Annotated in this window: 19 protein-coding genes; 7 read left to right on the plus strand and 12 right to left on the minus strand. The window is 52.8% G+C overall.

The window, feature by feature from the left end; translation table 11 throughout:
- Positions 1–318: 318 nt before the first annotated feature.
- Positions 319–1,845 (minus strand): MFS transporter, encoded by a 1,527-nt coding sequence (locus K7X24_RS15095; RefSeq protein WP_224555600.1) that lies wholly within the window; start codon positions 1,843–1,845, stop codon positions 319–321.
- Between the two features lie 383 nt (positions 1,846–2,228).
- Between K7X24_RS15095 and K7X24_RS15100 the strand changes: the two genes are divergently transcribed.
- The gene (locus tag K7X24_RS15100) at positions 2,229–2,603 is read left to right on the plus strand and encodes a hypothetical protein (protein ID WP_203470393.1); all 375 of its coding nucleotides are present in this window, start codon (positions 2,229–2,231) and stop codon (positions 2,601–2,603) included.
- Here K7X24_RS15100 and K7X24_RS15105 read toward each other — a convergent pair.
- Entirely contained in the window at positions 2,596–4,083 is a 1,488-nt protein-coding gene (locus K7X24_RS15105) for a mannitol dehydrogenase family protein (protein ID WP_224555601.1), read from the minus strand. The two genes, K7X24_RS15100 and K7X24_RS15105, sit on opposite strands and share 8 nt — an antisense overlap.
- Before the next feature lie 321 nt (positions 4,084–4,404).
- Here K7X24_RS15105 and K7X24_RS15110 point away from each other — a divergent pair, with 321 nt between their 5' ends.
- Entirely contained in the window at positions 4,405–5,685 is a 1,281-nt protein-coding gene (locus K7X24_RS15110) for an O-acetylhomoserine aminocarboxypropyltransferase/cysteine synthase family protein (protein ID WP_224555602.1), read from the plus strand.
- Between the two features lie 63 nt (positions 5,686–5,748).
- On the opposite strand, the gene K7X24_RS15115 is transcribed toward K7X24_RS15110, so the two are convergent.
- The 4 genes from K7X24_RS15115 to nifJ form a co-directional block, all read right to left on the minus strand.
- Positions 5,749–6,816 carry a L,D-transpeptidase family protein gene (locus K7X24_RS15115; protein WP_010295777.1) on the minus strand — a complete coding sequence of 356 codons (1,068 nt, stop codon included), beginning with the start codon at positions 6,814–6,816 and terminating at the stop codon, positions 5,749–5,751.
- A 183-nt stretch (positions 6,817–6,999) separates the two neighbouring features.
- Positions 7,000–7,797 carry a deaminated glutathione amidase gene (locus K7X24_RS15120; protein ID WP_224555603.1) on the minus strand — a complete coding sequence of 266 codons (798 nt, stop codon included), beginning with the start codon at positions 7,795–7,797 and terminating at the stop codon, positions 7,000–7,002.
- Between the two features lie 21 nt (positions 7,798–7,818).
- Positions 7,819–8,355, minus strand: coding sequence for a cytochrome b561 (gene cybB, locus K7X24_RS15125; protein ID WP_224555604.1), 537 nt, complete (start codon positions 8,353–8,355; stop codon positions 7,819–7,821).
- A 321-nt stretch (positions 8,356–8,676) separates the two neighbouring features.
- A complete protein-coding gene (nifJ, locus tag K7X24_RS15130; protein ID WP_107332339.1) occupies positions 8,677–12,210 on the minus strand; it encodes a pyruvate:ferredoxin (flavodoxin) oxidoreductase in 3,534 nt (1,177 codons plus the stop codon).
- Between the two features lie 390 nt (positions 12,211–12,600).
- Between nifJ and K7X24_RS15135 the strand changes: the two genes are divergently transcribed.
- Positions 12,601–13,035, plus strand: a complete 435-nt coding sequence (locus K7X24_RS15135) for a hypothetical protein (RefSeq protein ID WP_224555605.1) — start codon at positions 12,601–12,603, stop codon at positions 13,033–13,035.
- 253 nt (positions 13,036–13,288) lie between these two features.
- The gene (locus K7X24_RS15140) at positions 13,289–13,771 is read left to right on the plus strand and encodes a GNAT family N-acetyltransferase (protein WP_224555606.1); all 483 of its coding nucleotides are present in this window, start codon (positions 13,289–13,291) and stop codon (positions 13,769–13,771) included.
- Between the two features lie 96 nt (positions 13,772–13,867).
- Here K7X24_RS15140 and K7X24_RS15145 read toward each other — a convergent pair whose 3' ends face one another.
- The 4 genes from K7X24_RS15145 to K7X24_RS15160 form a co-directional block, all read right to left on the minus strand.
- Positions 13,868–14,581 carry a hypothetical protein gene (locus tag K7X24_RS15145; protein WP_224555607.1) on the minus strand — a complete coding sequence of 238 codons (714 nt, stop codon included), beginning with the start codon at positions 14,579–14,581 and terminating at the stop codon, positions 13,868–13,870.
- 397 nt (positions 14,582–14,978) lie between these two features.
- Complete coding sequence (locus K7X24_RS15150; protein WP_224555608.1) at positions 14,979–15,791, minus strand: tetratricopeptide repeat protein; 813 nt, start codon at positions 15,789–15,791, stop codon at positions 14,979–14,981.
- A gap of 192 nt (positions 15,792–15,983) precedes the next feature.
- Positions 15,984–16,640: a DsbA family protein gene (locus K7X24_RS15155; RefSeq protein WP_224555609.1), complete on the minus strand. Its 657-nt coding sequence runs from the start codon at positions 16,638–16,640 to the stop codon at positions 15,984–15,986.
- Positions 16,628–17,509 (minus strand): MBL fold metallo-hydrolase, encoded by an 882-nt coding sequence (locus K7X24_RS15160; protein ID WP_039545662.1) that lies wholly within the window; start codon positions 17,507–17,509, stop codon positions 16,628–16,630. The genes K7X24_RS15155 and K7X24_RS15160 overlap by 13 nt, the downstream gene beginning before the upstream one ends.
- A 107-nt stretch (positions 17,510–17,616) precedes the next feature.
- Between K7X24_RS15160 and K7X24_RS15165 the strand changes: the two genes are divergently transcribed.
- A complete protein-coding gene (locus K7X24_RS15165) occupies positions 17,617–18,525 on the plus strand; it encodes a LysR family transcriptional regulator (protein WP_224555610.1) in 909 nt (302 codons plus the stop codon).
- Between the two features lie 32 nt (positions 18,526–18,557).
- Here K7X24_RS15165 and K7X24_RS15170 read toward each other — a convergent pair whose 3' ends face one another.
- Positions 18,558–19,481: a LysR family transcriptional regulator gene (locus K7X24_RS15170; protein WP_224555611.1), complete on the minus strand. Its 924-nt coding sequence runs from the start codon at positions 19,479–19,481 to the stop codon at positions 18,558–18,560.
- A gap of 149 nt (positions 19,482–19,630) precedes the next feature.
- On the opposite strand from K7X24_RS15170, the gene lysA reads away from it, so the two are divergent.
- Positions 19,631–20,893: a diaminopimelate decarboxylase gene (lysA, locus tag K7X24_RS15175; protein WP_039507068.1), complete on the plus strand. Its 1,263-nt coding sequence runs from the start codon at positions 19,631–19,633 to the stop codon at positions 20,891–20,893.
- 19 nt (positions 20,894–20,912) lie between these two features.
- Here the strand turns inward: lysA and K7X24_RS15180 are convergent, their stop codons facing one another.
- Positions 20,913–21,809 carry a DMT family transporter gene (locus tag K7X24_RS15180; RefSeq protein WP_224555612.1) on the minus strand — a complete coding sequence of 299 codons (897 nt, stop codon included), beginning with the start codon at positions 21,807–21,809 and terminating at the stop codon, positions 20,913–20,915.
- Positions 21,810–21,945: 136 nt separating this feature from the next.
- Here K7X24_RS15180 and K7X24_RS15185 point away from each other — a divergent pair, with 136 nt between their 5' ends.
- Positions 21,946–22,527 (plus strand): helix-turn-helix domain-containing protein, encoded by a 582-nt coding sequence (locus K7X24_RS15185; protein ID WP_223878576.1) that lies wholly within the window; start codon positions 21,946–21,948, stop codon positions 22,525–22,527.
- Positions 22,528–22,530: the final 3 nt, after the last annotated feature.

The following is a 22,530-nucleotide window of genomic DNA, read 5'->3' on the forward strand; positions in this document are numbered from 1 at the left end:
ATCAGCAAACGCAGGCCTAAATGAATCAGCCCAATACGAGATTTGGCTGATTGAGGTTGCTGACAAAGGCCGCCGAGCGGTAGTAACGGATAGATCGTAAAGACGCTGTGAACACTTCCCTGTGCGCTCGGATTGCGCCATCCTTGGCGCAAACGCTTTACTCTTCTATTCCGTTACTCCCGTTTTCGTTCGGCAAAAAGGTTCGTCAACATTCTGAGTCAGTCCAATACAAGATTGGGCTGATTGTTTTTAGTTGATAACAGTTAATTGATGCCTGTTTTCAATCGATGCTTGTTTCCAATAAACGAACGTCTTCAATTAATGCTGTGCAGTCGCAACCTGCGGTTTAGCCTCTTCTGACTGAACGCCTAACGGGTTGTTACCCCAGCACTTCTCATATTCCCAGCCCGTCAGTTCTTCTGCGACAGCACGAGCATGAGCTGGTACATCGGCAATGGCGCCGCCCGCTTTGATACGTGCAATCTCTTCCAGCAGAATGGCGTGGTTTTTACGATCCAGCTTCATCTGAGTGGTGTAGTAAATCGCAACCAGCGCAAGACCGATAACACCCAGCGAGAACACGCCAACAATCGCCTGTACGGCAGATTCCGGCTGCACTGACTGCCCGGAAACAAAGCCGAATTGGCTCAGTGTCCAGCCCATCGCGAAGACAATCACAGAGCGAACCATTTTACCGGCGAACGTCATGGCACCAGCGTAAATACCTTCACGGCGACGCCCAGTCAGTACTTCATCCACATCGGCCAGGAAAGTATAAACCGTCCAGGGGATGTAGTAGATACCGCCCGTGCTCAGGCCAAATACGGCAGTAATGGCGAACAGAACAAAGATGGTCATGTCTTCTGACCAGTTAGCGAAATAGAGTGCGGCATAGGCTATTACGCTGACAATCACTACCATCAAGGCCAGACGGAACGGCCGCGCAAAGCCCATTTTGACGCAGATACCGATAAAGGCTGCGGTAGAAATGAGCTGCATAATCGAACTGAAGCTATTGAGGTGTGATACCAGTGCCGTGTTCTGCTTCAGACCAAAGACGATGAAGTAGGTAAACGCGGAAGCGAAAAGCCACTCAGCGCCAAAGCCAAACAGGTACATCCCCAGATGTTTGCGGAAAATACGCAAACGGAAGGTGGAAACCATATCCACGCTCAGCTTTTTCATCGCTTGCCACAGGCTGGATGTGCTTTCACGGACGATTTCGTTGACCGGACGTTCCCAGGATGTCATGTACAGCGCGATCATCGCCCCACACATAATGGCGCCGTAGACCAGGCCGGTGTAGAAGAATGGCGTTGCGGAGTCTTTACCGTAGATAGCAATAAACTGCCCAGGAATGAACGCCGCCAGGAAGTTGGCGATTTTACCGAAAATGGCTTTAGAACCTGTCAGCTTAGAGCGCAGTTTAAAGTCAGAGGTCATTTCGGTAGCCAGCGTCTCATACGGCACCATGATCGAGGTGTAAATCAGCTCGAACAGTACGTAGGTCGCCAGATAGTACCAGAAGCCAAAGCCTTCAACCCATAGCATGGGGTAGACCAGAACCAGCGGGACACCCAGCAAAATAAAGAAGCGGCGGCGGCCAAATCGGCGACCAACGCGGGTGTTGTAGAAGTTGTCGCTGATGTATCCCATGATGGGGTTACTGACCGCATCGATGATGCTGGCAACGGAGAAGATAGCAGCAGCCTGAACCAATGTTAACCCACAGAATGTGGTGTAAAAGTACATCAGCCATGCGCCGCTGATAGCAAGCGCGCCACTGCCAAGCAGGTTCGCGCTGCCGTAGCAGAACGTGTGTTTAAAAGAGATTGGTTTATTCATGATCAGCCTAATTACAAAGATGAAACAATATTTCAGTTCTATTGAACTATCATTTCTTTATCATTTGCTCTATTGAAAAGAAAGTAAACTGGCGATCACGCTTTAGGGGGCTTTTAATGATGATCTGTCAGACAGATCATGAAATAAGATATTTTAATTTGCTTTTTATAATTATTTGATCTTGTGTTTATGTTCTTAATTTACAAAGTATGTAAATTTATTACGAGAAAGCATTATACGTGCAGATTGGCGGCGAGGCGATAGTGGGCGCTGTCCCACAAATCGATAGCATGATGTGAAATAACGCATTGACCGCAGAGAGGAAATGTCGTCATCATCCCGCCCAGTTTACTTTATCGTATTCCCTCATCAGGAGCCGTAACGTGAGTCATTTGCTGGTCTATGCCATTATTTATGTGATTTTTATTGCCGTAGTTGGGTTGTTTGCTTTTCAGGCCTGGTTACCGTCTTCCGCACCGCGTGGGCTGAGAGATCGTGCGGGTATTTTGGTCGGGGTATTGCGTTGCGTTACGCTGTTTCTCGTCGTTTCCGCAATGCAAATTTTGTTTCCCAATTCGCTGCTGGATAAACTCGTCTGGCTGGTTGCCGCAGCGATGCTGGTGATCGCAGTTATTGGTGCGGGAATGAGTTGGTCATCGCTGCCGTGGCTGGATGAAACAAAAGGTAAAGGCCGCACTCTGTCGCTGGGTGCGCAGAGTGCGGTATATCTTGCGCTGCTTGGATTTATCGTTATTTAAAGTCTTGTACCAGTGCGGCCACGGTGTTCTTCGCACCGTGATCGCGCAGCTTCAGATAAGCCTGTGCGATAGCGTTGAAGACATCGTGGTTTGCTGACAGATCCTCGCCGAAAATAGAACGAATATTGAGAAACGCACTGACCCGTTCGGCATTATCTGACGTTTCCGCAACGACCAGTCTGAGCTGGTCTGCTAGCGGGTCGCGGATTTCGATAGGGTTGCCTGCATCGTCTTTTCCGCTGACATAACGCATCCAGCCAGCGACCCCTAATGCCAGACAGCGATAGTCTCCACCATTACGCAGATGCCAGCGTAGCGATTCCAGCATGCGCTGGGGCAGCTTTTGTGAACCATCCATCGCGATTTGCCAGGTTCGGTGCTTGAGCGCTGGGTTGGAAAAACGGATAAGCAGCTGAACAGCATAGTCTTTCAGGTCGATATCCACGACGCTGAGTGTCGGTGCCTGCTCCAGCAGCATGAGATGAGACACTGCACGGCGATAGTTCTCGTCATTTATACAGTCGCTGACGTGATCATAACCGGCGAGATAGCCCAGATAGGCTAAAAACGAGTGGCTGCCGTTCAGCATGCGCAGTTTCATTTCTTCAAACGGCAGTACGTCATGCACCAGCTGCACGCCCGCTTTTTCCCACTCAGGGCGTCCGGCAGTGAAATGATCTTCGATCACCCATTGAATAAAGGGCTCGCAGGCTATCGCACAGGGATCGGCGACGCCGAGGTGCTCGGCAATTTCCTGCAACGCTTCCGGCGTCGCGGCAGGGACAATGCGATCCACCATCGTATTCGGGAAAGAAACCTTGGCCTCGATCCAATCGATCAGACTCTGATCATTGAGCCCAGCAGATCCTAGCACGGCGGCTTTGGCTGTTTTGCCATTTTCCGGCACGTTATCGCATGAGAGGACGGTGAACGGCGCAATCCCGCGTTCGTGACGCAAGCGCAGCGCTTCCGCCAGCAACCCCGGTACCGAAGCGGGATGACGAGGATCGCTGAGATCCTGCTGAATCAGCTTATTGGTCCGATCCAGCTTGCCACTCGTCCCGTCCATGCAATAGCCTTTTTCGGTAATCGTCAGGGAAACGATGGCGGTTTCTGGTGCGGCAAGTTTCTCAATAATCGCGCCGATACCTTCTATTCTGGCATGTAACGATTCACACACGGCACCGACCACAATCGGCTGATTTTCCGTCGCTGCTTTTTCCAACACGGTAAACAGATGATCCTGCTGGCGCAGCGCATTGATCATGGTGTCGTCGCTGAACAGCACGACTTCACAAATACCCCAGTCTCCTCCCACCATATTCAGCACGCGATCGGTGAGCAGTGCCTGATGAGCGCGATGAAAAGCACCAAAACCGATATGGACGATGCGCGGCTTCAACGCCTTACGATCGTAGTGGGGGAATTGGACGCTGGTGGGCAGTTCGCAAGTAGCGATATTTTTTATTGTATCAGTCATTTATTGCGCTTCGGATGGGGGGATTTATAACGTTAAAAGTAGCTGTGATTTGCAGGCGGTGCAATACGTGACGCGCAGATAGGTTACGGTGCGCACGTTTTTTTCTCTGCACAAATTTTATCGTTTTTTCAGATTCGTTTCAGCAGCAGAGCTCGGTTTTGTGAGGGCGCGTCAGTGTAATAATGTAACGCTGAAATTTAGTCTTGTTTTTACTAACTTATCTCCATTTCTTCTACATCATCAAGTGCCTTTCCCAATCGCAGTCTGCTATTTTGTCTGGATATTTTCCTCACTCCAACGATCACCAAAAAGGTCCGTAAGATGAAACTTGAATCCCTCGCGCTACATCATGGTTATGAATCTGAAGCGACAACGAAGTCCGCCGCCGTGCCGATTTACCAGACGACCTCTTACACATTTGACGACACGCAGCACGGTGCCGATCTGTTTGATTTGAAGGTGGCGGGCAATATCTATAGCCGTATCATGAACCCGACGAATGCGGTGCTGGAACAGCGGTTGGCAGCTATTGAGGGCGGCATTGGTGCGCTGGTGCTTTCATCCGGTATGGCGGCAATTACCTATTCGCTTCAGGCGCTCACGCAGGTTGGGGATAATATCGTCAGCACCAGCCAACTGTATGGCGGTACCTATAACCTGTTTGCCCATACTTTGCCACGTCAGGGTGTCGAAGTGCGGATGGCCTCTTTCGATGATTTTACGATGCTGGAATCGCTGATTGATGAACGCACTCGTGCCGTTTTTTGTGAATCTATCGGGAATCCGGCGGGAAATATCGTTGATATTGCCAAAATCGCGGAGATTGCGCATCGCCACGGCGTTCCGGTGATCGTTGATAACACGGTGGCGACGCCCGTGCTGTGCCGACCTTTTGAGCACGGCGCAGATATCGTCGTCCATTCACTGACCAAATATATCGGCGGTCATGGCACCACAATCGGCGGTGCGATTATCGATTCCGGCAAGTTTGACTGGGTCGCGAATAAAGCGCGTTTCCCGTTACTGAATGAGCCCGATCCTTCTTACCACGGCGTGGTGTATACCGACGCTTTCGGTCCGGCGGCTTATATTGGGCGCTGCCGCGTGGTGCCGTTGCGTAATACCGGTGCGGCGCTTTCTCCGCACAGCACGTTCTTGCTGTTGCAGGGGCTGGAAACGCTCAGCCTGCGCATCGAACGCCATTGCAGCAATGCCGAAGCGCTGGCTGGCTACCTGAATCAGCACCCACTGGTTACCTGGGTGAACTATGGCGCGTTGCCGGATAGCCCCTATAAAGCAAACTGCGACAAAATTACCTCGGGTAAGGCATCTGGGATTATCAGTTTTGGCATTAAAGGCGGGAAAGCATCAGGGGGGCATTTTATTGATGCGCTGAAGATGATTTTACGACTAGTGAATATTGGCGATGCCAAATCGCTTGCGTGCCATCCTGCAAGTACCACGCATCGGCAGTTGAATGCGGAAGAGCTGGCGAAAGCGGGAGTAAGTGAGGATCTGGTCAGAATTTCGGTCGGCATTGAGCACATTGACGACATCATCGCTGATGTAGCGCAGGCGCTGGAAGCCTCACAGAAAAAGTAAACGGTAGGGATAGTAGAGAAACGCGTTGGAAACCGATTCTGATTTCCAACGCGTCATAGGCGATTACGAACGGTTAGCGTCTGCTGCGGTCGTCGTCTGTGCTTCAACCGGTGCGGCATTTTGCACGGCATTGAGGCTATCTTGCGGCTGTGCTTCTGGTGCAACAGGTGCCGCAACAGATTCAACCGGAATGGCTGGCGTGGCTTGTTCGATCAGACCATTGATTTTGGTCGGCATACCAGAACGTCTCTGGATTGCCTGATCAACTTCGCTGGTGTTCACGCTGGCGTCGGCCAGAACTTTGCTCACTTTTGGCGTCATGCTGATCGGTGCCGGAGAATCAGAATGGAATTCTTCTACCGTGCGAGACAGCGGATTGTGAACTTCAACATAGCGTGAACCATCTGGCTCAACGGTGGCTTTCACTGGCTCATTGATGAACTGAACACGAGTACCGACCGGAACGTTGTTGAACAGATACTTGATATCATCGGCGCGCAGACGGACGCAGCCGTGGCTTACACGCAGGCCAATACCGAAGTTGGCATTGGTGCCGTGGATCGCGTACAGGTTACCGATGTACAGCGCATACAGCCCCATTGGGTTATCTGGGCCAGCCGGGAAAACTTTTTGCAGGGTTTCGCCGCGTGCCGCATATTCTGCGTGCATCTTCGCGGTTGGCGTCCAGGTTGGGCCCGCTTTCTTGCGCTGAACGGAGGTTGTCCAGTTAATCGGCGTATCTTTACCTAACTCGCCAATCCCGATTGGCAGCACGACCACGGTCTTGGAGCCTTTCGGGTAATAGTACAGACGCATTTCTGCACTGTTGATGACAATGCCTTCACGCGGTGCATCTGGCAGAATCAACTGATGAGGAATGACCATTTTGCTGCCGGGAATAGGCAGGTAAACATCCGCATCTGGGTTGGCTTCCATCAGGTTGCTCAGACCCATTTGGAACTGTGATGCAAAATGTTCCAACGGCTGTGTGCTGTCTTCCGGTACGGTGATGTCGATATTCTCGCCTATCAGTCGGCTGTTAGCCGCAGGCAGAGGATAAACAACGGCAAAAGCAGCCTGGCTGAATGCGGCTGCTGCAAAAACTAAAGTAAAGATCGCGCGAATACTCATTTTCATTTCTTTATTTGAGTGGTGAATGCACCCCCCGAATCAGGAGGCTGGTCTGCTAGGGTCGCCATGCGACCGGATGCGCATTATATGTGCAGAACGGCCTCAGAGGGAAACAACATGTGTAACTAATCACACTTTTTGGCGCCCGAATGAGAAAGAAAGCAGCGTAGAGTGAACCGCGACTCAATTTTCCTCTTCCAATGTGGGTTTGTTAAAGCGGCGATTAGCCAGTACCGGAAGAATCTGACGGGCATACGCCAGTCGTTCTGGGTCAATGTCGGCATAGACGAGGGCCGGTGTTTCCGGTGCCTGAACTACGACAACGCCTAAAGGATCGACCACCATGCTGTTGCCGATATTTTTGACGCCGCATTCGCCAACGGCAACGAGATAAGTGGTGTTTTCCAGCGCTCTTGCGCGCACCAGTAGCTCCCAATGCGCTTCTTTCAGCGGCCCTTTGATCCAGGCGGACGGAAGAACAAGTACGTCAGCACCGTCCAGTACCAGACGGCGAGCAAGCTCAGGGAAGCGGATGTCATAGCAGGTCATCAGCCCGACGTTAAGCCCGGCGATGGTCAACAACGGTGGAATCGCTTCGCCTGCCAGCACGTTCTCCGATTCCTGTACGGAAAACGCATCGTACAGATGCAGCTTCCGGTATTGTGCGACGATCTCACCATTGCGCAGCGCCAGCAGCGTATTCCAAACTTTCCCTTCGCCATTCGGGATATGCACACACAGCATGGTCGTCAGGTTGTTGCCTTTGCTGGCTTCCAGCAGTTGCGACACAAACGGGCCATCAAGCGGCTGAGCAGCAGTGAGCACCATGTTGGGGTTGGTGATATCGCGAGCCAGCACGCCTTCAGGCAGCACCAGCAGGTCGGCACCGTTTTGCTGTGCTGCCGACATAAACTCAGTAATGGTCGCGGCGTTTTGTTGCCACTCGCGGTCTACGGCGAATTGTCCCAGTGCGACTTTCATGCTTGCTCCTTCGTTGCCCGATTAATCGCGTTTGGCTGGCATCATGCGCAGCAGCGTGTTGTCTTTCATGACATAGTGGTGGAACAGGGCGGCTGCGGTATGCAGCGCGATGAGCCAGTACCCTAGCGGTGCCAGCGTTTCATGCCAGCCGATCAGCGTTTCAGTCAGGTCAAAATTCGGTGTAGCGGAGGTTGGCATACCGATCCCAAAAAGCATCCAGTCCCGACCGCTATAGTAGCGCGAGGCAACGCCCAGTATCGGCAGCGTGATAAATAGTAGGTAAATGACGGCGTGAGTGAGTGAGCCCAGCGCACTTTGCCAGCGGGACGGCGGTGGCGTAATAGCCGGTGAGGTATGGCGATGGCGTAAGAACAAGCGAGCCAGCATAAGAACCAGTATGGCTACGCCACAGCTAAAATGTGTCACCATCATCACGGTGCGCAGCAGCGAACCGCGTTCAGCCAATCCGCGTAGTTCTATCGTGGCATAGGTCACAACGAGCAACAGAAAAACCAGCCAGTGCAATGCAATCTGCGATGGTGCGAACTTTCCTTTCATGTTTTGTCCTCTGCGACGTTGAGAGCGGTTTGACACTGTAACGAGCGAATAATCCCATAAAGTATAAGGTAACTTGCTCCTTGTCAGCCCTTCTTTACCGTGCCTGACAAACTGGGTTATCGACGCTGGATTCTTCGGTATTCAACCTCGTTCGGATAGAGAAAAGATGCAACGGCCCGTAAGGGTGGCGGCCAGGGATGGCACGCCATAAAAAATTACCGGGAGAAATTTTTAACGTTGCATCAGCAACGGCCCGTAAGGGTGGCGGCCAGGGATGGCACGCCATAAAAAAACCGGCCGAAGCCGGTTTGAGGGAGAACGTTATTCCTGCGGGTTTTTCTCTGCCTTGCCTGCCATCATGGTCAGGAAGTCAAAGCGGCGGCGCAGATCCAGTTCCGCTTCTTCATAGAGCTGTGCGGTTTCTTCCGGCATCATGCTATTCAGGCGGCGGAAGCGTTGCTCTTTCAGCAGCGTTTCGCTCAGGCTGCTGGATGGTGGACGAGAATCCGTCACCAGTGCAGGTTTACCTTCCTCGGCGCGACGTGGATCGAAGCGGTAGAGCGGCCAGAAGCCCGTTGCCGTCAATTGACGCATCTGATCGTGGCTGAATGCCAGATCGTAGCCGTGCTCTTCACACGGACTGTACGCGATAATCAGCGACGGGCCCGGCCAGGCTTCGGCTTCCTGAATCGCTTTCACCGTCTGGTTCAGCTGTGCGCCCAGTGAGATCTGCGCGACATACACGTGACCGTACATCATGACGTTGATGCCGAGATCTTTACGCGCTTTGCGTTTGCCTTTCTCGCCAAATTTGGTGACGGCGCCCAGGGGTGTCGCTTTGGACTGCTGTCCACCGGTGTTGGAATAACACTGGGTATCCAGCACCAGCACGTTGACGTTTTCGCTCAGGCTCATGACGTGATCCAGCCCGCCGTAGCCGATGTCGTACGCCCAGCCGTCCCCGCCGATAAGCCAGATGGATTTATCGACAAAGTGGTCGGCTTCATTCGCTAGCACGGTGGCGTCGGTATCATTGATGGCTGACAGCAATCCACGCAGCTGTTCAATCTGCTGACGGCGTAGATCGGGGGCGATGGATTCTTCCTGCAACGCGTTAACCAGATCCGGCGGCAGTTGCGGTGCCAGCTTGTTGAGCAGGCGCACGGCACGCTGACGGTGTTGATCGACGCTCAGGCGGAAGCCCAGACCGAATTCGGCGTTATCCTCGAACAGCGAGTTAGCCCAGGCCGGACCGCGGCCGTTGGCATCAGTCGTCCACGGCGTGGTGGGCAGGTTACCGCCATAAATAGACGAGCAACCTGTCGCATTCGCGACCAGCAGACGATCGCCATAGAGCTGTGTTAGCAGCTTGATGTACGGCGTTTCGCCACAGCCGGAGCAGGCGCCGGAGTATTCAAACAGCGGCGAAATCAGCTGGGAAGTACGGATATCGATACGTTCCAGCGTGGATTTGTCGATTTCCGGCAGTTGCAGGAAGAAATCGAAGTTCTCTTTTTCCGCCGTCAGATTATCCAGACGGGATTCCATATTGATGGCTTTGATTTCTGGGTTCTGACGGTCTTTGGCCGGACAGACTTCCACACACAGATTACAACCGGTGCAGTCTTCAGGGGCGACCTGCAACACGTATTTCTGACCGCGCATATCACGCGCTTTCACATCCAGCGATTGCAGTGAGGCTGGTGCATTTTCCATTGCGTCTGGCTGAACGACTTTGGCGCGGATAGCTGAGTGCGGGCAGGCGGCTACACAGTGGTTACACTGCGTACAAAGCTGCGGCTGCCACAGCGGAATCTCTTCCGCGATATTGCGTTTTTCCCACTTGGTGGTGCCAGTCGGCCAGGTGCCATCGGGCGGCAGGGCAGAAACGGGCAGCGTATCGCCCAGCCCAGCCAGCATCGCGGCCGTGACAGTCTTGACGAAATCGGGGGCGGCGTCGGAAACGACAGGCGGCCACTGTGGGCTGTCTGGGTTGACGGCTTCCAGCGGCACTTCTGCCAGCGCTTCCAGCGTGGCGCTCAGCGCCTGCCAGTTACGCTCAACCAGTTCCTGACCTTTACTGCCGTAGCTCTTGGCAATGGCGGTACGCAGTTTTTCTACCGCCACATCGGCCGGCAGAATCTGTGACAGGTGGAAGAACGCCATCTGCATGACGGTATTAATACGTGCGCCCAGATGACATTCGCGGGCAATCTTGGCGGCATTGATGCAGTAAACGCGGGCGTTGCGCTGATTCAGCCCCGCCTGCACTTCCTGCGGCAAACGGTGCCACAGATCCTCGCTGGTATACGGCGAGTTGATCAGGAAAACGCCGCCGGGCTTCAGTCGTTCGACCATGCTGTACTTGTCGATAAACTGCCACTGATGGCAGGCGACGAAATCGGCTTGATCAATCAGATAGGCTGAGTTGATCGGGTGCGGGCCAACACGCATGTGGGAAACGGTCAGGCTACCGGCTTTCTTCGAGTCATAGACAAAGTAACCCTGCACAAACATCGGGGTGGTTTCACCGACGATTTTGATCGCGTTCTTGGTCGCAGAAACGGTGCCGTCACTGCCCAGACCGTAGAACAGAGCTTCGAGCGACGCGCTGCTGGGAAAATGCTGTTCCGGCAGTGGCAGCGACAGGTTGGTGACATCGTCATAAATCCCGACAGTGAAGCGCGGTCGTGGGTTAGCAAGTGCTAACTCATTAAAGATCGCCTGTATGCACTGCGGGGTAAATTCTTTGGAAGACAGTCCGTAACGACCGCCAATCACCCGTGGCATAAGTGAACGCTCACCTGCGGAGAACGCCTCGGCCAGCGCGGTCATCACATCGAGATACAGCGGTTCTGCCAGCGCACCCGGCTCTTTCGTGCGGTCTAGCACCGCGATGCTCTTCGCCGTTTGCGGAATGACGGCCAGCAGATGCTTGGCAGAGAACGGACGATACAGGCGGATTTTCACCACGCCGACTTTCTCGCCGCGCGTCAGCAGCGTATCGATCACTTCTTCGCAGGTGCCGACGCCGGAACCCATCAGAACGACGATTTTGGTCGCCTCCGGGTGGCCGTAGTATTCAAACGGCTGGTACTGGCGTCCTGTCGCGGCGGCGAAATCGTTCATCGCCTGCTCAACGTGCTCATAAGCCGCGTCATACCAACGGTTGGTTGCTTCGCGCGCCTGGAAGAAGGTATCCGGGTTAGAGGCGGTACCACGAATCACCGGACGTTCCGGTGTGAGCGCTCGCTCACGGTGTGCATCAATGGATTTCTGTGGCAGAAGCTGACGGATTACGTCATCGCTCAGCGGCTCAATCTTATTGATTTCGTGTGAGGTACGGAAACCGTCGAAGAAATGGATAAACGGCAGACGGCTGTTCAGGCTAGCGATTTGCGAAATCAGCGCAAAGTCTTGGGCTTCTTGCACATTGCTGGCGCACAGCATGGCACAACCCGTCTGGCGCACGGCCATGACGTCCGAATGATCGCAGAAGATGGAAAGCGCATGCGTCGCAACCGTACGGGCAGCGACATGCAGGACGAAGGGGGTTAGCTCACCGGCCAGCTTATACAGCGTGGGGATCATCAGCAGCAGACCCTGCGATGAGGTAAACGTGGTGGCGAGTGTGCCCGTCTGCAATGCGCCGTGGACGGTAGCGATCGCGCCGCCTTCCGATTGCATTTCAACAACGCGGGGCGTATCTCCCCATATATTCAGCCCGCCATCGCTCGACCAAGCGGCCGCGTGTTCAGCCATGCTGGAACTGGGCGTAATCGGGTAGATGGCGATGACTTCATTGGTTCGCCAGGCCACAGAGGCGACTGCGTTATTACCGTCGGTGGTGATCATGACTTATAGCCTTCTTGCTCACTAAGCCTTTCATTTTACATGGTCTTTTGAGGTGATGAAAATGATTGGGCATAAACGAAAATACGATTTTTATCGGAGGATTATCGCATTCCAGGAAAAAAGAGGGTGGAACGATGTGTGCGGAGTTGTATCAAACTGTGTTTTATCCCTGTCATACTTCAAGCTATCTTTCTTCGCGTGGCTTTCGTGGTGAGGGCAAACCCGCGTTTCCTAAAGATGGGCGTTATTATACACCTCGAAGTCGATTGATGTCTTTTTGTACCTATTGAAGGGTACCGCCGCATGATTTTATTTGCTCATTACTGCCATGACAGGTAGCGTGCTTATACTAAAGTTACATCTGTAATCAATGTATGAAGGAACCGAACGATGGCAAATGATGAAATAAAAAATAAATTGGTTTCCGTACTGGCTTCACAACAGGCGCAGGGAAAAACGCCAGAACAGGCCGTCGAACACATCCTTCAGGCATTGGGAAGCCGAGCTGGTGATGTGTCCCGTATTTCCGTTTTGACATCGACATTAATTGCCGATGTGCTCTATACCGTGTATCAGGATGCGATAGCACACCAGCAGATTGCAGTGATTTTACGCAAACTGGGTTATGCCGCTCGTGACATCGCCGTGGCATCACACGCCGTCTACCCTCAGTTGACGGTTCAGGAAATCGGTTCGCTTTTGCTGAGTCCAGAGATCTATCCGACGATCGATTGCACTGCGTTACTCGATGCGCTTATCTATGCCAACTTTTCCAAAGCGGAAAGCGAGCAGGCTGCTGATGCTCTTAGGGTTCGACCCAAATAACAACGCAGAGCATATCGGCGGCTCTTTTGCCGCTGTAGCCATGGATCGATGCTGGTACACGTGGTTAGACACCCACCAGTGATTTAAATCGATACGACGGCGTTCCGTCTGGTATTCATCAGTCGCTGTAGAAATGCAGTTCATACAGTATTTTAATCCGGTAGCATGGCAAGCTTTGGTTATGGTTAGCACTGGAAAATTAGCACCAGAGAAGAGAGACTTTATGAACTCAGCCCTTATGGAACCAGAATTTATGAACATAGTTATCCGCTCCGCGCAGAAATCAGATGCGAGCGTGATTCTGGATTTAATCATCGAACTTGCCGTGTATGAGAAGGCGCGCCATGAAGTGTTAGCATCGCTCGACGATATTGAGCGCTCGTTATTTGGCGAAAGGGCGACGGCTGAAACGCTGATTTGCGAGATTGATGGCAAGCCCGTCGGCTATGCGATTTTCTTCATGAGCTACTCAACTTGGCTGGGGAAATATGGCATCTATCTGGAAGATCTCTACATTGCGCAGGCGTATCGTCAAGCGGGAGCGGGTAAAGCGCTGTTGAAACAGGTCGCGCGCCTCGCACAAGAAAGGCAGTGTGGCCGTTTGGAATGGAGCGTGCTGGACTGGAATCAACCCGCGATCGATTTCTATAAAAGCATTGGTGCACAGCCGCAGGATGAGTGGATCCGCTATCGGATGGATGAGAAAGGCATTGCTGATTTCGTTACGTTGCCGTAACAACTTTGCTCCTGCTGACCTGAAGACAGCAGAAGCGGACTATTTAACGTATTGAAGCTGCGAGCATGTGTCGGCCAGAATAAAGTGCCCACCTGTTTAGTGGTTAACAGCCTTGTGCGACGTGGGGTAAAAAAAAGGCTTATTCACTTTTGCCATTTCAGGGTTCTGTTGAACGTCTCTCATTGCCAGTCTTGGCTTCGGGGGTAGTTCCGGCTTTGCCAGTCTTGGCTTCGGGGGTAGTTCCGGCTTTGCCAGTTTTGGCTTCGGGGGTAGTTCCGGCTTTGCCAGTTTTGGCTTCGGGGGTAGTTCCGGCTTTGCCAGTTTTGGCTTCGGGGGTAGTTCCGGCTTTGCCAGTTTTGGCTTCGGGGGCAGTTCCGGCTTTGCTAGTTTTGACTTCAGGGGCAGTTCCGGCTTTGCCGGAGGTGGGGGGGCCTGCCGCCTTTTTATTTGGCTTACTTGTTCGCTAGTGCTGTCCTTGTCTGGAATCGATTTCGCTCCAGCCGTTTCAGAGGACACTGGTAAACCTTTCATTATTATTTTTAACTTATCAAGCATTTCAGGAGGCACTGGAAAACCTTTAATTTCCAAGTTTTTATCTGATTGCAACTGACATGGTTGGTCTTGGTACTTTACTGTCTGGCTTAACTGCTTATTCTCGTTGTGAGAGGAAGTGTGCGCTTTACCAAGATTACTGTTTTTAACAATCTTTAAATTTAAAAGAAAGGCGTTTATACCTTTGGGTTGTTTTTTTGTATTTGAATTACATTCCTGTAATCTATTAATTAAACTAGAATCATTGAACACTACCATATTTACCTCTCCAACTAATTTTAATTTTCATTATCCTGTCTTTAATAACGCTTTGTCTTTCAAAGAACGATTAAAAATTAGCAAAGGTTCTACATCGTTTTGCTCTTTGAGCTGCTGCTTCGAGGTCCCTGTTCTGATACTTATCTGGGTCAACAAAAAGTCGCTCTGGAGGTAAACGTTGAGTAGGGTATGAGCATCAGTCCAGAGGCGTTTGTAGTATCTGGTCTTGGAAAGACATGAACACGACTGTGTCACGTGTCGCCAGAGCAAAATCAATCAACCAAACGGCCTGATGGCCGTTTGGTTGATGAAACGATGGGGAATTGGCAATTTAATTACGTCAAAATTGCTTGATGATTATCCCGTTGCATCCCTTTTTTATCACAAAAACACAACGTTACTGATTGTTATTATGCTGTTTTTTTATAAATTTGTCCTGTAAGCGTTTAGACTCCTGAAGCTCACTTTGCGACATGTTTTTCTCAATTTCTTGTATTCTTTTCTCATGCATCTGAGTGGCTTTTTGGATATCTGGAATTGAGCCCCATTCCAGATCTTTCTCGTTTCGATTGAATACCGAGAACCAAAAATAGGCTTGAGAGTCATTCTTCTTAACACCAATGCCGTCAGCGTACATTGCTGAAGTCATGAACTGTGCTTTTTGCATATTTTGTTCTGCTGCGTTTTTAAAATGCGTAAACGCCGTTCTGGCATTTACCGGAGTACCCACTCCATTTAGATACATTACCGCCAGGTCGAAATGTGCATCAGGTATGCCTTGATCTGCCGATTTTTTAAACCACGAGATCGCTTTAGCAAACTCTTTTTCGTCAAAATACATGGTGCCAAGTTCATATTGCGCGTCAGCACTGCCTTGCTCTGCGGATTTTGTGTACCACGCTTTTGCTTGCGCATAATCTTTCTCTACGCCGTCACCGTTATAGTACATGTCACCCAACATCAATTGTGCGTAGGCATTGCCTTGCCCTGCCGCTTTCATGTACCACGTTTTGGCTTGCGCGTAATCTTCTTCTATGCCGTCACCGTCATAGTACATGTCGCCCAGCGCCAACTGTGCGTCCACATTACCGTTGTTCGCTAGCTGCTGCATTTCTGCGAGTGTTTTATTCTCAACGTCGCTGGCTACGGCGTGTGCCGTTGGCAGGACAAGTGAGAGTGCGATGACAAAAAGTAATGAAATAAATTTCATGTGCAATCCTTCACATTTTTAATAATAAAAAGCGCCTGTTACGACGCAATAAATAAACCATAACGTTTATAACGCCGCCGTGTACTGGTTTATCGAGAAGGGGATACTTTAACGGTTTAAGGGGGCGAGATACAGACAGTATCGGGAACAAAAAAAAGGAGCAGGCTGTGTGCTCTGCTCCCTTATGAAGGATTATACGGTGGCGTGGCTGACCATCTGTGTCAGCACCTTACGCCACGCGTCTACCTGACCGAGGTAGTTTGCTGCCGGGATTTGCTGGAAATTCCCGTTGCCGTCTTCCAGTGCAAACGTGGGGAAACCTTGTCCGCGCACTTTCGCCAGTAATTCTCGGCTGGCGCTGATGTGTGTTGACAGCGTTTCTGCCTGAGTAAAGGTGCACTCGGTGCTGAAGGCGTCGCCATCCAAACCGATCGCTTCAGCGCATTGACGCAGTACGGCGGCGTCTACGATTTTGAGCCCAGAAACGTAGTGTGCACGTTCGATCTCGTGCAGCATCACCATACCTTTGTCTGCCATCGCTTCCGCAGCGAGTACGGCAGCTGTTGGCGGTGCGGAATCCAGCACGACGCTGGTGTCGCGCAACAGCCCTTCGTAATACGCTTCCCCGAAGGTCTGCCCGGTCATTTGCGCAATGCGGCGATCGTGAGGGATCACATAATCGTGCCACTCTGGGGTGATGGTGCGGCTATTGCTGCCCGTCATCATACCGCCGCCGTGGAGGATCAGATCCATCCCGTCAATCTCCTGCGCGGCCAGTGCGAGTGGGGCGGCGCCGTAGCACCAGCCACACAACGGATCGTAAATGTAATGCAGTCTTACTGTGGCCACTTCATTTCACCTTTCAGGACTTTGGCACTCAGTTCAAGACCCGATTCTTCTTTTAGCGTCGGGTAGTGTTTTTTCATTGCTGCGATCAGTTCGGCAGAATCTTTTGCTTTTGCCAGCTCTTTTTCCACCGTATCCAGATATTGCAGCGTAAAGGTCACGTTTTTCAAGGTGTAATCCGTTGGCGCGATAAAGTGACCCGGCACGACGGTGGTTGGCTTCAGCGCTTCAATGGATTTCAGCGTTTCACGCCAGTGAACGCGAGATTCTGGCGTTTGGGTATCGGCAAGCCAAACGTGGATGTTGGCAGACACCGGAATACCGCCTACTACAGCTTTCAGCGAAGGGATCCAGACGTACGTGCGATCCGGCGTTGGCCCTTTCAGACCTTTCACTTCCAGTTTTTTACCGTCAACAGTAAAGCTATCGCCTTCCAGTGCTTGAGGAACGACGATCTCTTTCGGCGCGTTTTCTTTCAGAACTGGGCCCCAGTGTGCCACTTTGCCGTCTTTGCTGGCGTTAATCGCATCGATGGTGGCTTGGGTCGCAACGATTTTAGCGTCTGGGAACGCGGCTTTAATCACGTCCAGACCGAAATAGTAGTCAGGATCGGAGTGGCTGATATAAACGGTGGTCAGCTTTTTTCCGGTGGCTTTGATGCGATCAACCAGCGTTTGAGCATCGTTACGCTGGAACTGCGCATCAATCAGGGCGACTTCTTTATCGCCGCTGATAATTTCAGAGGAAACAGGGAATACACTGGCTTCACCTGGATTAAACACGTCGATTTTTAACTCGGCGGCGTTAGCAGCAGAAGCCAGGCCCAGCGATGCAGCGAGTAAAGATACGGTAAAAGCGATAGATTTAGACATGGTGATACTCCACAGGTATGACAGAAAGTGGGTTCATGTTATGTTGCATTAATCGTACGAAAAACCGCAAAAATGGCAATTGTTTGTTGCATAAAACGGACTAGTTTATGGATCGTATAACGGCAGCCGAAGTGTTTGTGACTATTGTAGACCGCGGTAGCATGATCGCGGCGGCGGACACGCTGGATATGTCTCGGGCAATGGTGACGCGCTATCTGGCGGAGATGGAAACGTGGGCGGGGGCGCGGTTATTGCACCGCACCACGCGCAAGCTGAGTCTGACGGATGCCGGTGAAAAAACGCTGGCGCGCTGTCGGGAGATGCTGGCGCTGACGGCGGATATGCGCGTCGAGGCCGATACCGACGATGCCACGTTAAGCGGTTTGCTGCGCATCGGCTGTTCGCAGTCGCTGGCGCAGGGGGCGCTCGGTATGGCGATAACGGCTTTCCTGCGGCGGCATCCTCGGGTCGCTATCGACCTGCAAATGAATAACCGAACGGTGAATCTGGTTGAGGAACGTATCGATCTGGCGTTGCGTATCACCAATGAACTGGATCCTAATTTGATCGCCCGACCGCTTTCAAGCTGTGAGTCGGTGCTGTGTGCGTCGCCCTCTTATCTGAATGAGCACGGTATTCCACGACAGCTAACCGATCTTTCGATTCATAACTGCCTGACCTACACCTATTTCGGCAAAAGCCTGTGGCATTTTTCCCGCGGTGATGAAAAGTTTACGATTCCCGTTAGCGGTAACCTGAGCGGCAATGAGTCGCTGGTGCTGCTGGCCGGTGCGTTGGAAGGAGCCGGCATCGCCCTGCAACCGCGCTATTCTGTGGCGTCTTATCTCGCTAACGGACAACTGGTAGCGCTGTTGCCGGAATACCGTCCGCAGGCGATGGGGATTTATGGTATTTACACCTCGCGCCGCCAGATGCCCGCCGCGCTGCGTACCCTGCTGGATTTTCTGGTGGAATGGTTTGCTCACGATCCTCGCTGGCGGGCGTTAGCGCTGTAATCGGTGAAGTGAGCCGAACCAAGGCCGGAGTATTACTGCCGCAAGACCTGCTCCAGACGTGAAGGCACGCCCGCGGCATACTGCTTGAGTTGATCAATCACGGTATCGACTAGTGCTGAAGCGGGGCGGTGCAACGGACGAATCAGGCTGACCGTAAAAGGTACATCGATGCTGAAAGGCCGCACGACCACGCCGGAGGCGGCATAATCCAAGGCGGTGAGCGGGTTAACGATGGACAGCCCGATGCCCGCCCGCACCATCGCACACATTGACGCCGCGCTGTGTGTTTCCAGCACCATCCGGCGCGACACACCTTGTTCCTGAAATAGCTTGTCCAGCAACTGGCGATAGCTGTCGGCGCTCGACAGGCTGATGAAGGGTTCATCGGCAAAATCCTGCGGCGTGAGCACCGCTTTTTGCGCCAGCGGATGCCCGGCAGGCAGCACGCACACTTCATTGAGTAACATCAGCGTTTGCCGCTCGGTACCGGCTGGCGTGAGGCTGTTTTCCGTTAGGCCCAAATCGTGGCGCTGGGCAGACAGCCACTCTTCCAGCAGCGGCGATTCCTGCGGAATGATGTGCAGATTAAGCAGTGGATAACGCGCCAGCAGCGGCTTGCAGACATCAGGTAGCAGTGACTGTGAAAACACGGGCAGACAGGTAATAGAAAGCTGCGCCTGCTGAAAACGGCGAATATCGCTGGCGGCGTTGATGATCCGATCCAGTCCATAGTAAGAGCGCTGCACTTCTTCAAACAGCTGTAGTCCCTGCGCGGTGGGGTAAAGCCTGCCGCGTAGCCGCTCGAACAGCGTCATCTGAATCAGTTTCTCGAAGCGGGCCAGCTCACGACTGACGGTCGGCTGCGAGGTGTTCAGCAGGTCCGCCGCTTCTGTCAGATTGCCAGTGGTCATGACTGCATGGAAAATCTCGATGTGTCGCAGGGATACTGCCGCCATGTCGCCTCCTTGATTTATTTTTATAAACCATCAGTTTGATAAACCATATCAGAAATGAATAGAGTCTGCCTAAAACGATATTTGTTTACCAGGGAGGTAATTTTTATAGTGCTTCTCAACCACGATTAACCCGTAATTGGTAACTTTTTATGCCACACGATCTGAATGACGTAACACATGCTCTGAACGCACAAAGCCTGCGTGAACTGCCTGCCCGCTTTGGTTGTCCGGTTTGGGCCTATGATGCGCAGACCATCGTTAACCGCATTGCCCAACTGCGCCAGTTCGACACCATTCGCTTCGCGCAGAAGGCGTGTTCCAACACGCATATTTTGCGCCTGATGCGTGAGCAGGGTGTGAAAGTGGATTCGGTATCGCTGGGGGAGATCGAGCGTGCGCTGATTGCGGGGTTTGTACCGGGCACCGACGCGCATGAGATCGTGTTTACCGCCGATCTGCTGGATCGCCCGACGCTACAACGCGTTTCCGAACTGAACATTCCGGTGAACGCCGGTTCAGTCGATATGCTGGAACAGCTCGGGCAGCAGTCACCGGGACATCCGGTGTGGCTGCGTGTGAATCCAGGATTTGGTCATGGTCACAGCCAGAAAACCAACACCGGCGGCGAGAACAGCAAGCACGGTATCTGGTACGGCGATTTGCCGCTGGCGCTGGCGCATATTCAGCGCTATCAGCTGAAGCTGGTAGGGATCCACATGCACATTGGTTCTGGCGTCGATTACGGCCATCTGGAACAAGTGTGCGAGGCGATGGTGCAGCAGGTCGTTGAGCTGGGTCAGGATATCGAGGCGATTTCAGCGGGTGGCGGGTTGTCTATTCCCTATCGCCACGGCGAAGAAGCGATTGATACTGAACACTACTACGGGCTGTGGAACGCGGCGCGCGAGAAAATTGCTGCACACCTTGGCCATCCGGTGACGCTGGAAATCGAACCGGGACGTTTTCTGGTCGCCGAATCCGGCGTGCTGGTGGCGGAAGTTCGGGCGATAAAATCGATGGGAAGTCGCCACTTTGTGCTGGTCGATGCCGGATTTAACGATCTGATGCGTCCGGCGATGTACGGCAGCTATCACCATGTTTCTCTGCTGTCGGGCGATGGCCGCGATATCAGCCAGTCCACGCTGCGCGACAGCGTGATTGCCGGTCCGCTGTGTGAATCCGGAGATGTGTTCACCCAGCAGGCAGGCGGCGGCGTGGAAACGTTCGCGCTGCCAGATGCGCAGGTTGGCGACTATCTGGTATTCCATGACACCGGTGCGTACGGTGCATCCATGTCTTCTAACTACAACAGCCGTCCGCTGCTGCCGGAAGTGCTGTTTGAAAACGGCGAACCGCGCCTGATTCGCCGTCGTCAGACGCTGGACGAGCTGCTGGCGCTGGAAGCGCTTTAATCGGTTTTATTCGGTGGTATCAGGGGAGAAGCGCTCTGCTTTTCCCCCAGAACGTGATGCGCCAGCCGAACGTCATTCCGGCGGCGGACAGCAGAATTGCGACCGCCCCGGCAAGCTGCATGGCATCCAACCGATGCCCAAAAGCCGCCCAGTCTACCAGCGCCGCGATAACGGGATAGATAAACGACAGTGCGCCAACCAGCGCGGTCGGGATCTTCTGGATCGCGCTGTACAAGAGCGTCGACATTAGCCCGGTATGGATCACGCCAATCGCCACAAGCATTCCCCACTGTGAAGCCGTAGGAGAAGCAGGTATTGCCGCGAAGGGCGCAAGAACCACAACGCCAACGAGCAGCTGTATCAGCACGAGCACATGCGGCGGAATTCCTGACAGTTTTTTCGTTATCGCGGCTGCAATGGCATAAAAGAACGCAGCACCTAATGCCATCAGTACGCCAGAGAGATAACCGTTACTATCGCTGTCGGCCTCGGTTTGAGCGCTGACGATCAGGACGATGCCGCCAAAGGCGCACAGTAACCAGCTGGTTTTGTTGAGGGTCAGCGTTTCCCTGAAAAAGATCGCGCCTAGCCCCACAAGCATAAAGGGCTGCGAGTGATAAACCACAGTGGCGACGGCAATAGATGCCTGCGAGTAAGCACCGAACAGCAGCGTCCAGTTGAGCACCAGCGCCAGACCACCGAGTACGGCAATGCCAGCCTGTTTTCTGCTAATGATACCTCGCCGCAGCAATCCCAATAGCCCGCAGACGATTAACATCGTCAATGCGCCGAACGCGCAGCGCCAGAAGACCGCCGTCATGGCTGGCTGTCCTGCCGTTAAAACGAACCAGCCAACCGTACCGGAAATGATCATCGCGATAGTCATTTCTATCGTGCCGCGAGTCTGGGGTGTCATCTTTTTTTCCTGCCTGTCAGTGTGAAAAGTGTGCTGCTATAGCGAACGAAATTTTTTATAATGAACAACAGGACAAAATAATGAACACAAACCATTTGTTCGTCAAGTCGAACAAATGGACATTATGGTGAACGCTATGACGATCGATAATCAGGAAAATGGCGTGCAGGAAATCACGCCTATTGCACGGCTGGCCGTTGCTATTCGGCGTGAACGTGAGCGGTTAAACCTGTCAGTCACCGAGCTGGCAAAGCGTGCGGGGCTGGCTAAATCAACGCTTTCACAGCTGGAAACCGGGATCGGCAACCCGAGCCTGGAAACGCTCTGGGCATTGGCGATGGCACTTGACGTGCAGGTCAGCCAGTTGATTGGCCAATCTCGTCAGCACGTACAGGTGATTCGAGCTAATGAAGGCGCAGCCACCTATTCGGAGCAGGCAAACTATGCCGCGACGCTGCTGGCTGCCTGTCCGGCTGGCGTGCAGCGTGATATCTATCGGCTTAAGGTGCAGCCGGGCGAGGCTAGAATCTCGCAACCGCATATGCCCGGAACGATAGAACATGTGATTCTGAGCAGCGGCCGCGCCAGAATCGGGCCTGTCACACAGCCCGTCGAACTGAGCACGGGGGATTACATCAGCTATTCGGCGGATGTCCCGCACCTGTTTGATGCGCTGGAAGCGGATACGAGCGCGGTGATGTTGATTGAACATGGCTAAAGA

This window comes from Pectobacterium versatile (genome assembly GCF_020166435.1).
GTDB lineage: Bacteria > Pseudomonadota > Gammaproteobacteria > Enterobacterales > Enterobacteriaceae > Pectobacterium > Pectobacterium versatile.

What these genes read in the sequence shown, in the direction of transcription:
- K7X24_RS15150 (WP_224555608.1), bottom strand. Translation starts at nt 15,791, where the DNA reads ATGAAATTTATTTCATTACTTTTTGTCATCGCACTCTCACTTGTCCTG.
- K7X24_RS15115 (WP_010295777.1), bottom strand. Translation starts at nt 6,816, where the DNA reads ATGAGTATTCGCGCGATCTTTACTTTAGTTTTTGCAGCAGCCGCATTC.
- K7X24_RS15185 (WP_223878576.1), top strand. Translation starts at nt 21,946, where the DNA reads ATGACGATCGATAATCAGGAAAATGGCGTGCAGGAAATCACGCCTATT.
- K7X24_RS15140 (WP_224555606.1), top strand. Translation starts at nt 13,289, where the DNA reads ATGAACATAGTTATCCGCTCCGCGCAGAAATCAGATGCGAGCGTGATT.
- K7X24_RS15160 (WP_039545662.1), bottom strand. Translation starts at nt 17,509, where the DNA reads ATGTCTAAATCTATCGCTTTTACCGTATCTTTACTCGCTGCATCGCTG.
- K7X24_RS15120 (WP_224555603.1), bottom strand. Translation starts at nt 7,797, where the DNA reads ATGAAAGTCGCACTGGGACAATTCGCCGTAGACCGCGAGTGGCAACAA.
- K7X24_RS15110 (WP_224555602.1), top strand. Translation starts at nt 4,405, where the DNA reads ATGAAACTTGAATCCCTCGCGCTACATCATGGTTATGAATCTGAAGCG.
- K7X24_RS15165 (WP_224555610.1), top strand. Translation starts at nt 17,617, where the DNA reads ATGGATCGTATAACGGCAGCCGAAGTGTTTGTGACTATTGTAGACCGC.
- K7X24_RS15095 (WP_224555600.1), bottom strand. Translation starts at nt 1,845, where the DNA reads ATGAATAAACCAATCTCTTTTAAACACACGTTCTGCTACGGCAGCGCG.
- cybB (WP_224555604.1), bottom strand. Translation starts at nt 8,355, where the DNA reads ATGAAAGGAAAGTTCGCACCATCGCAGATTGCATTGCACTGGCTGGTT.
- K7X24_RS15170 (WP_224555611.1), bottom strand. Translation starts at nt 19,481, where the DNA reads ATGGCGGCAGTATCCCTGCGACACATCGAGATTTTCCATGCAGTCATG.
- K7X24_RS15135 (WP_224555605.1), top strand. Translation starts at nt 12,601, where the DNA reads ATGGCAAATGATGAAATAAAAAATAAATTGGTTTCCGTACTGGCTTCA.
- nifJ (WP_107332339.1), bottom strand. Translation starts at nt 12,210, where the DNA reads ATGATCACCACCGACGGTAATAACGCAGTCGCCTCTGTGGCCTGGCGA.
- K7X24_RS15105 (WP_224555601.1), bottom strand. Translation starts at nt 4,083, where the DNA reads ATGACTGATACAATAAAAAATATCGCTACTTGCGAACTGCCCACCAGC.
- K7X24_RS15180 (WP_224555612.1), bottom strand. Translation starts at nt 21,809, where the DNA reads ATGACACCCCAGACTCGCGGCACGATAGAAATGACTATCGCGATGATC.
- lysA (WP_039507068.1), top strand. Translation starts at nt 19,631, where the DNA reads ATGCCACACGATCTGAATGACGTAACACATGCTCTGAACGCACAAAGC.
- K7X24_RS15145 (WP_224555607.1), bottom strand. Translation starts at nt 14,581, where the DNA reads ATGGTAGTGTTCAATGATTCTAGTTTAATTAATAGATTACAGGAATGT.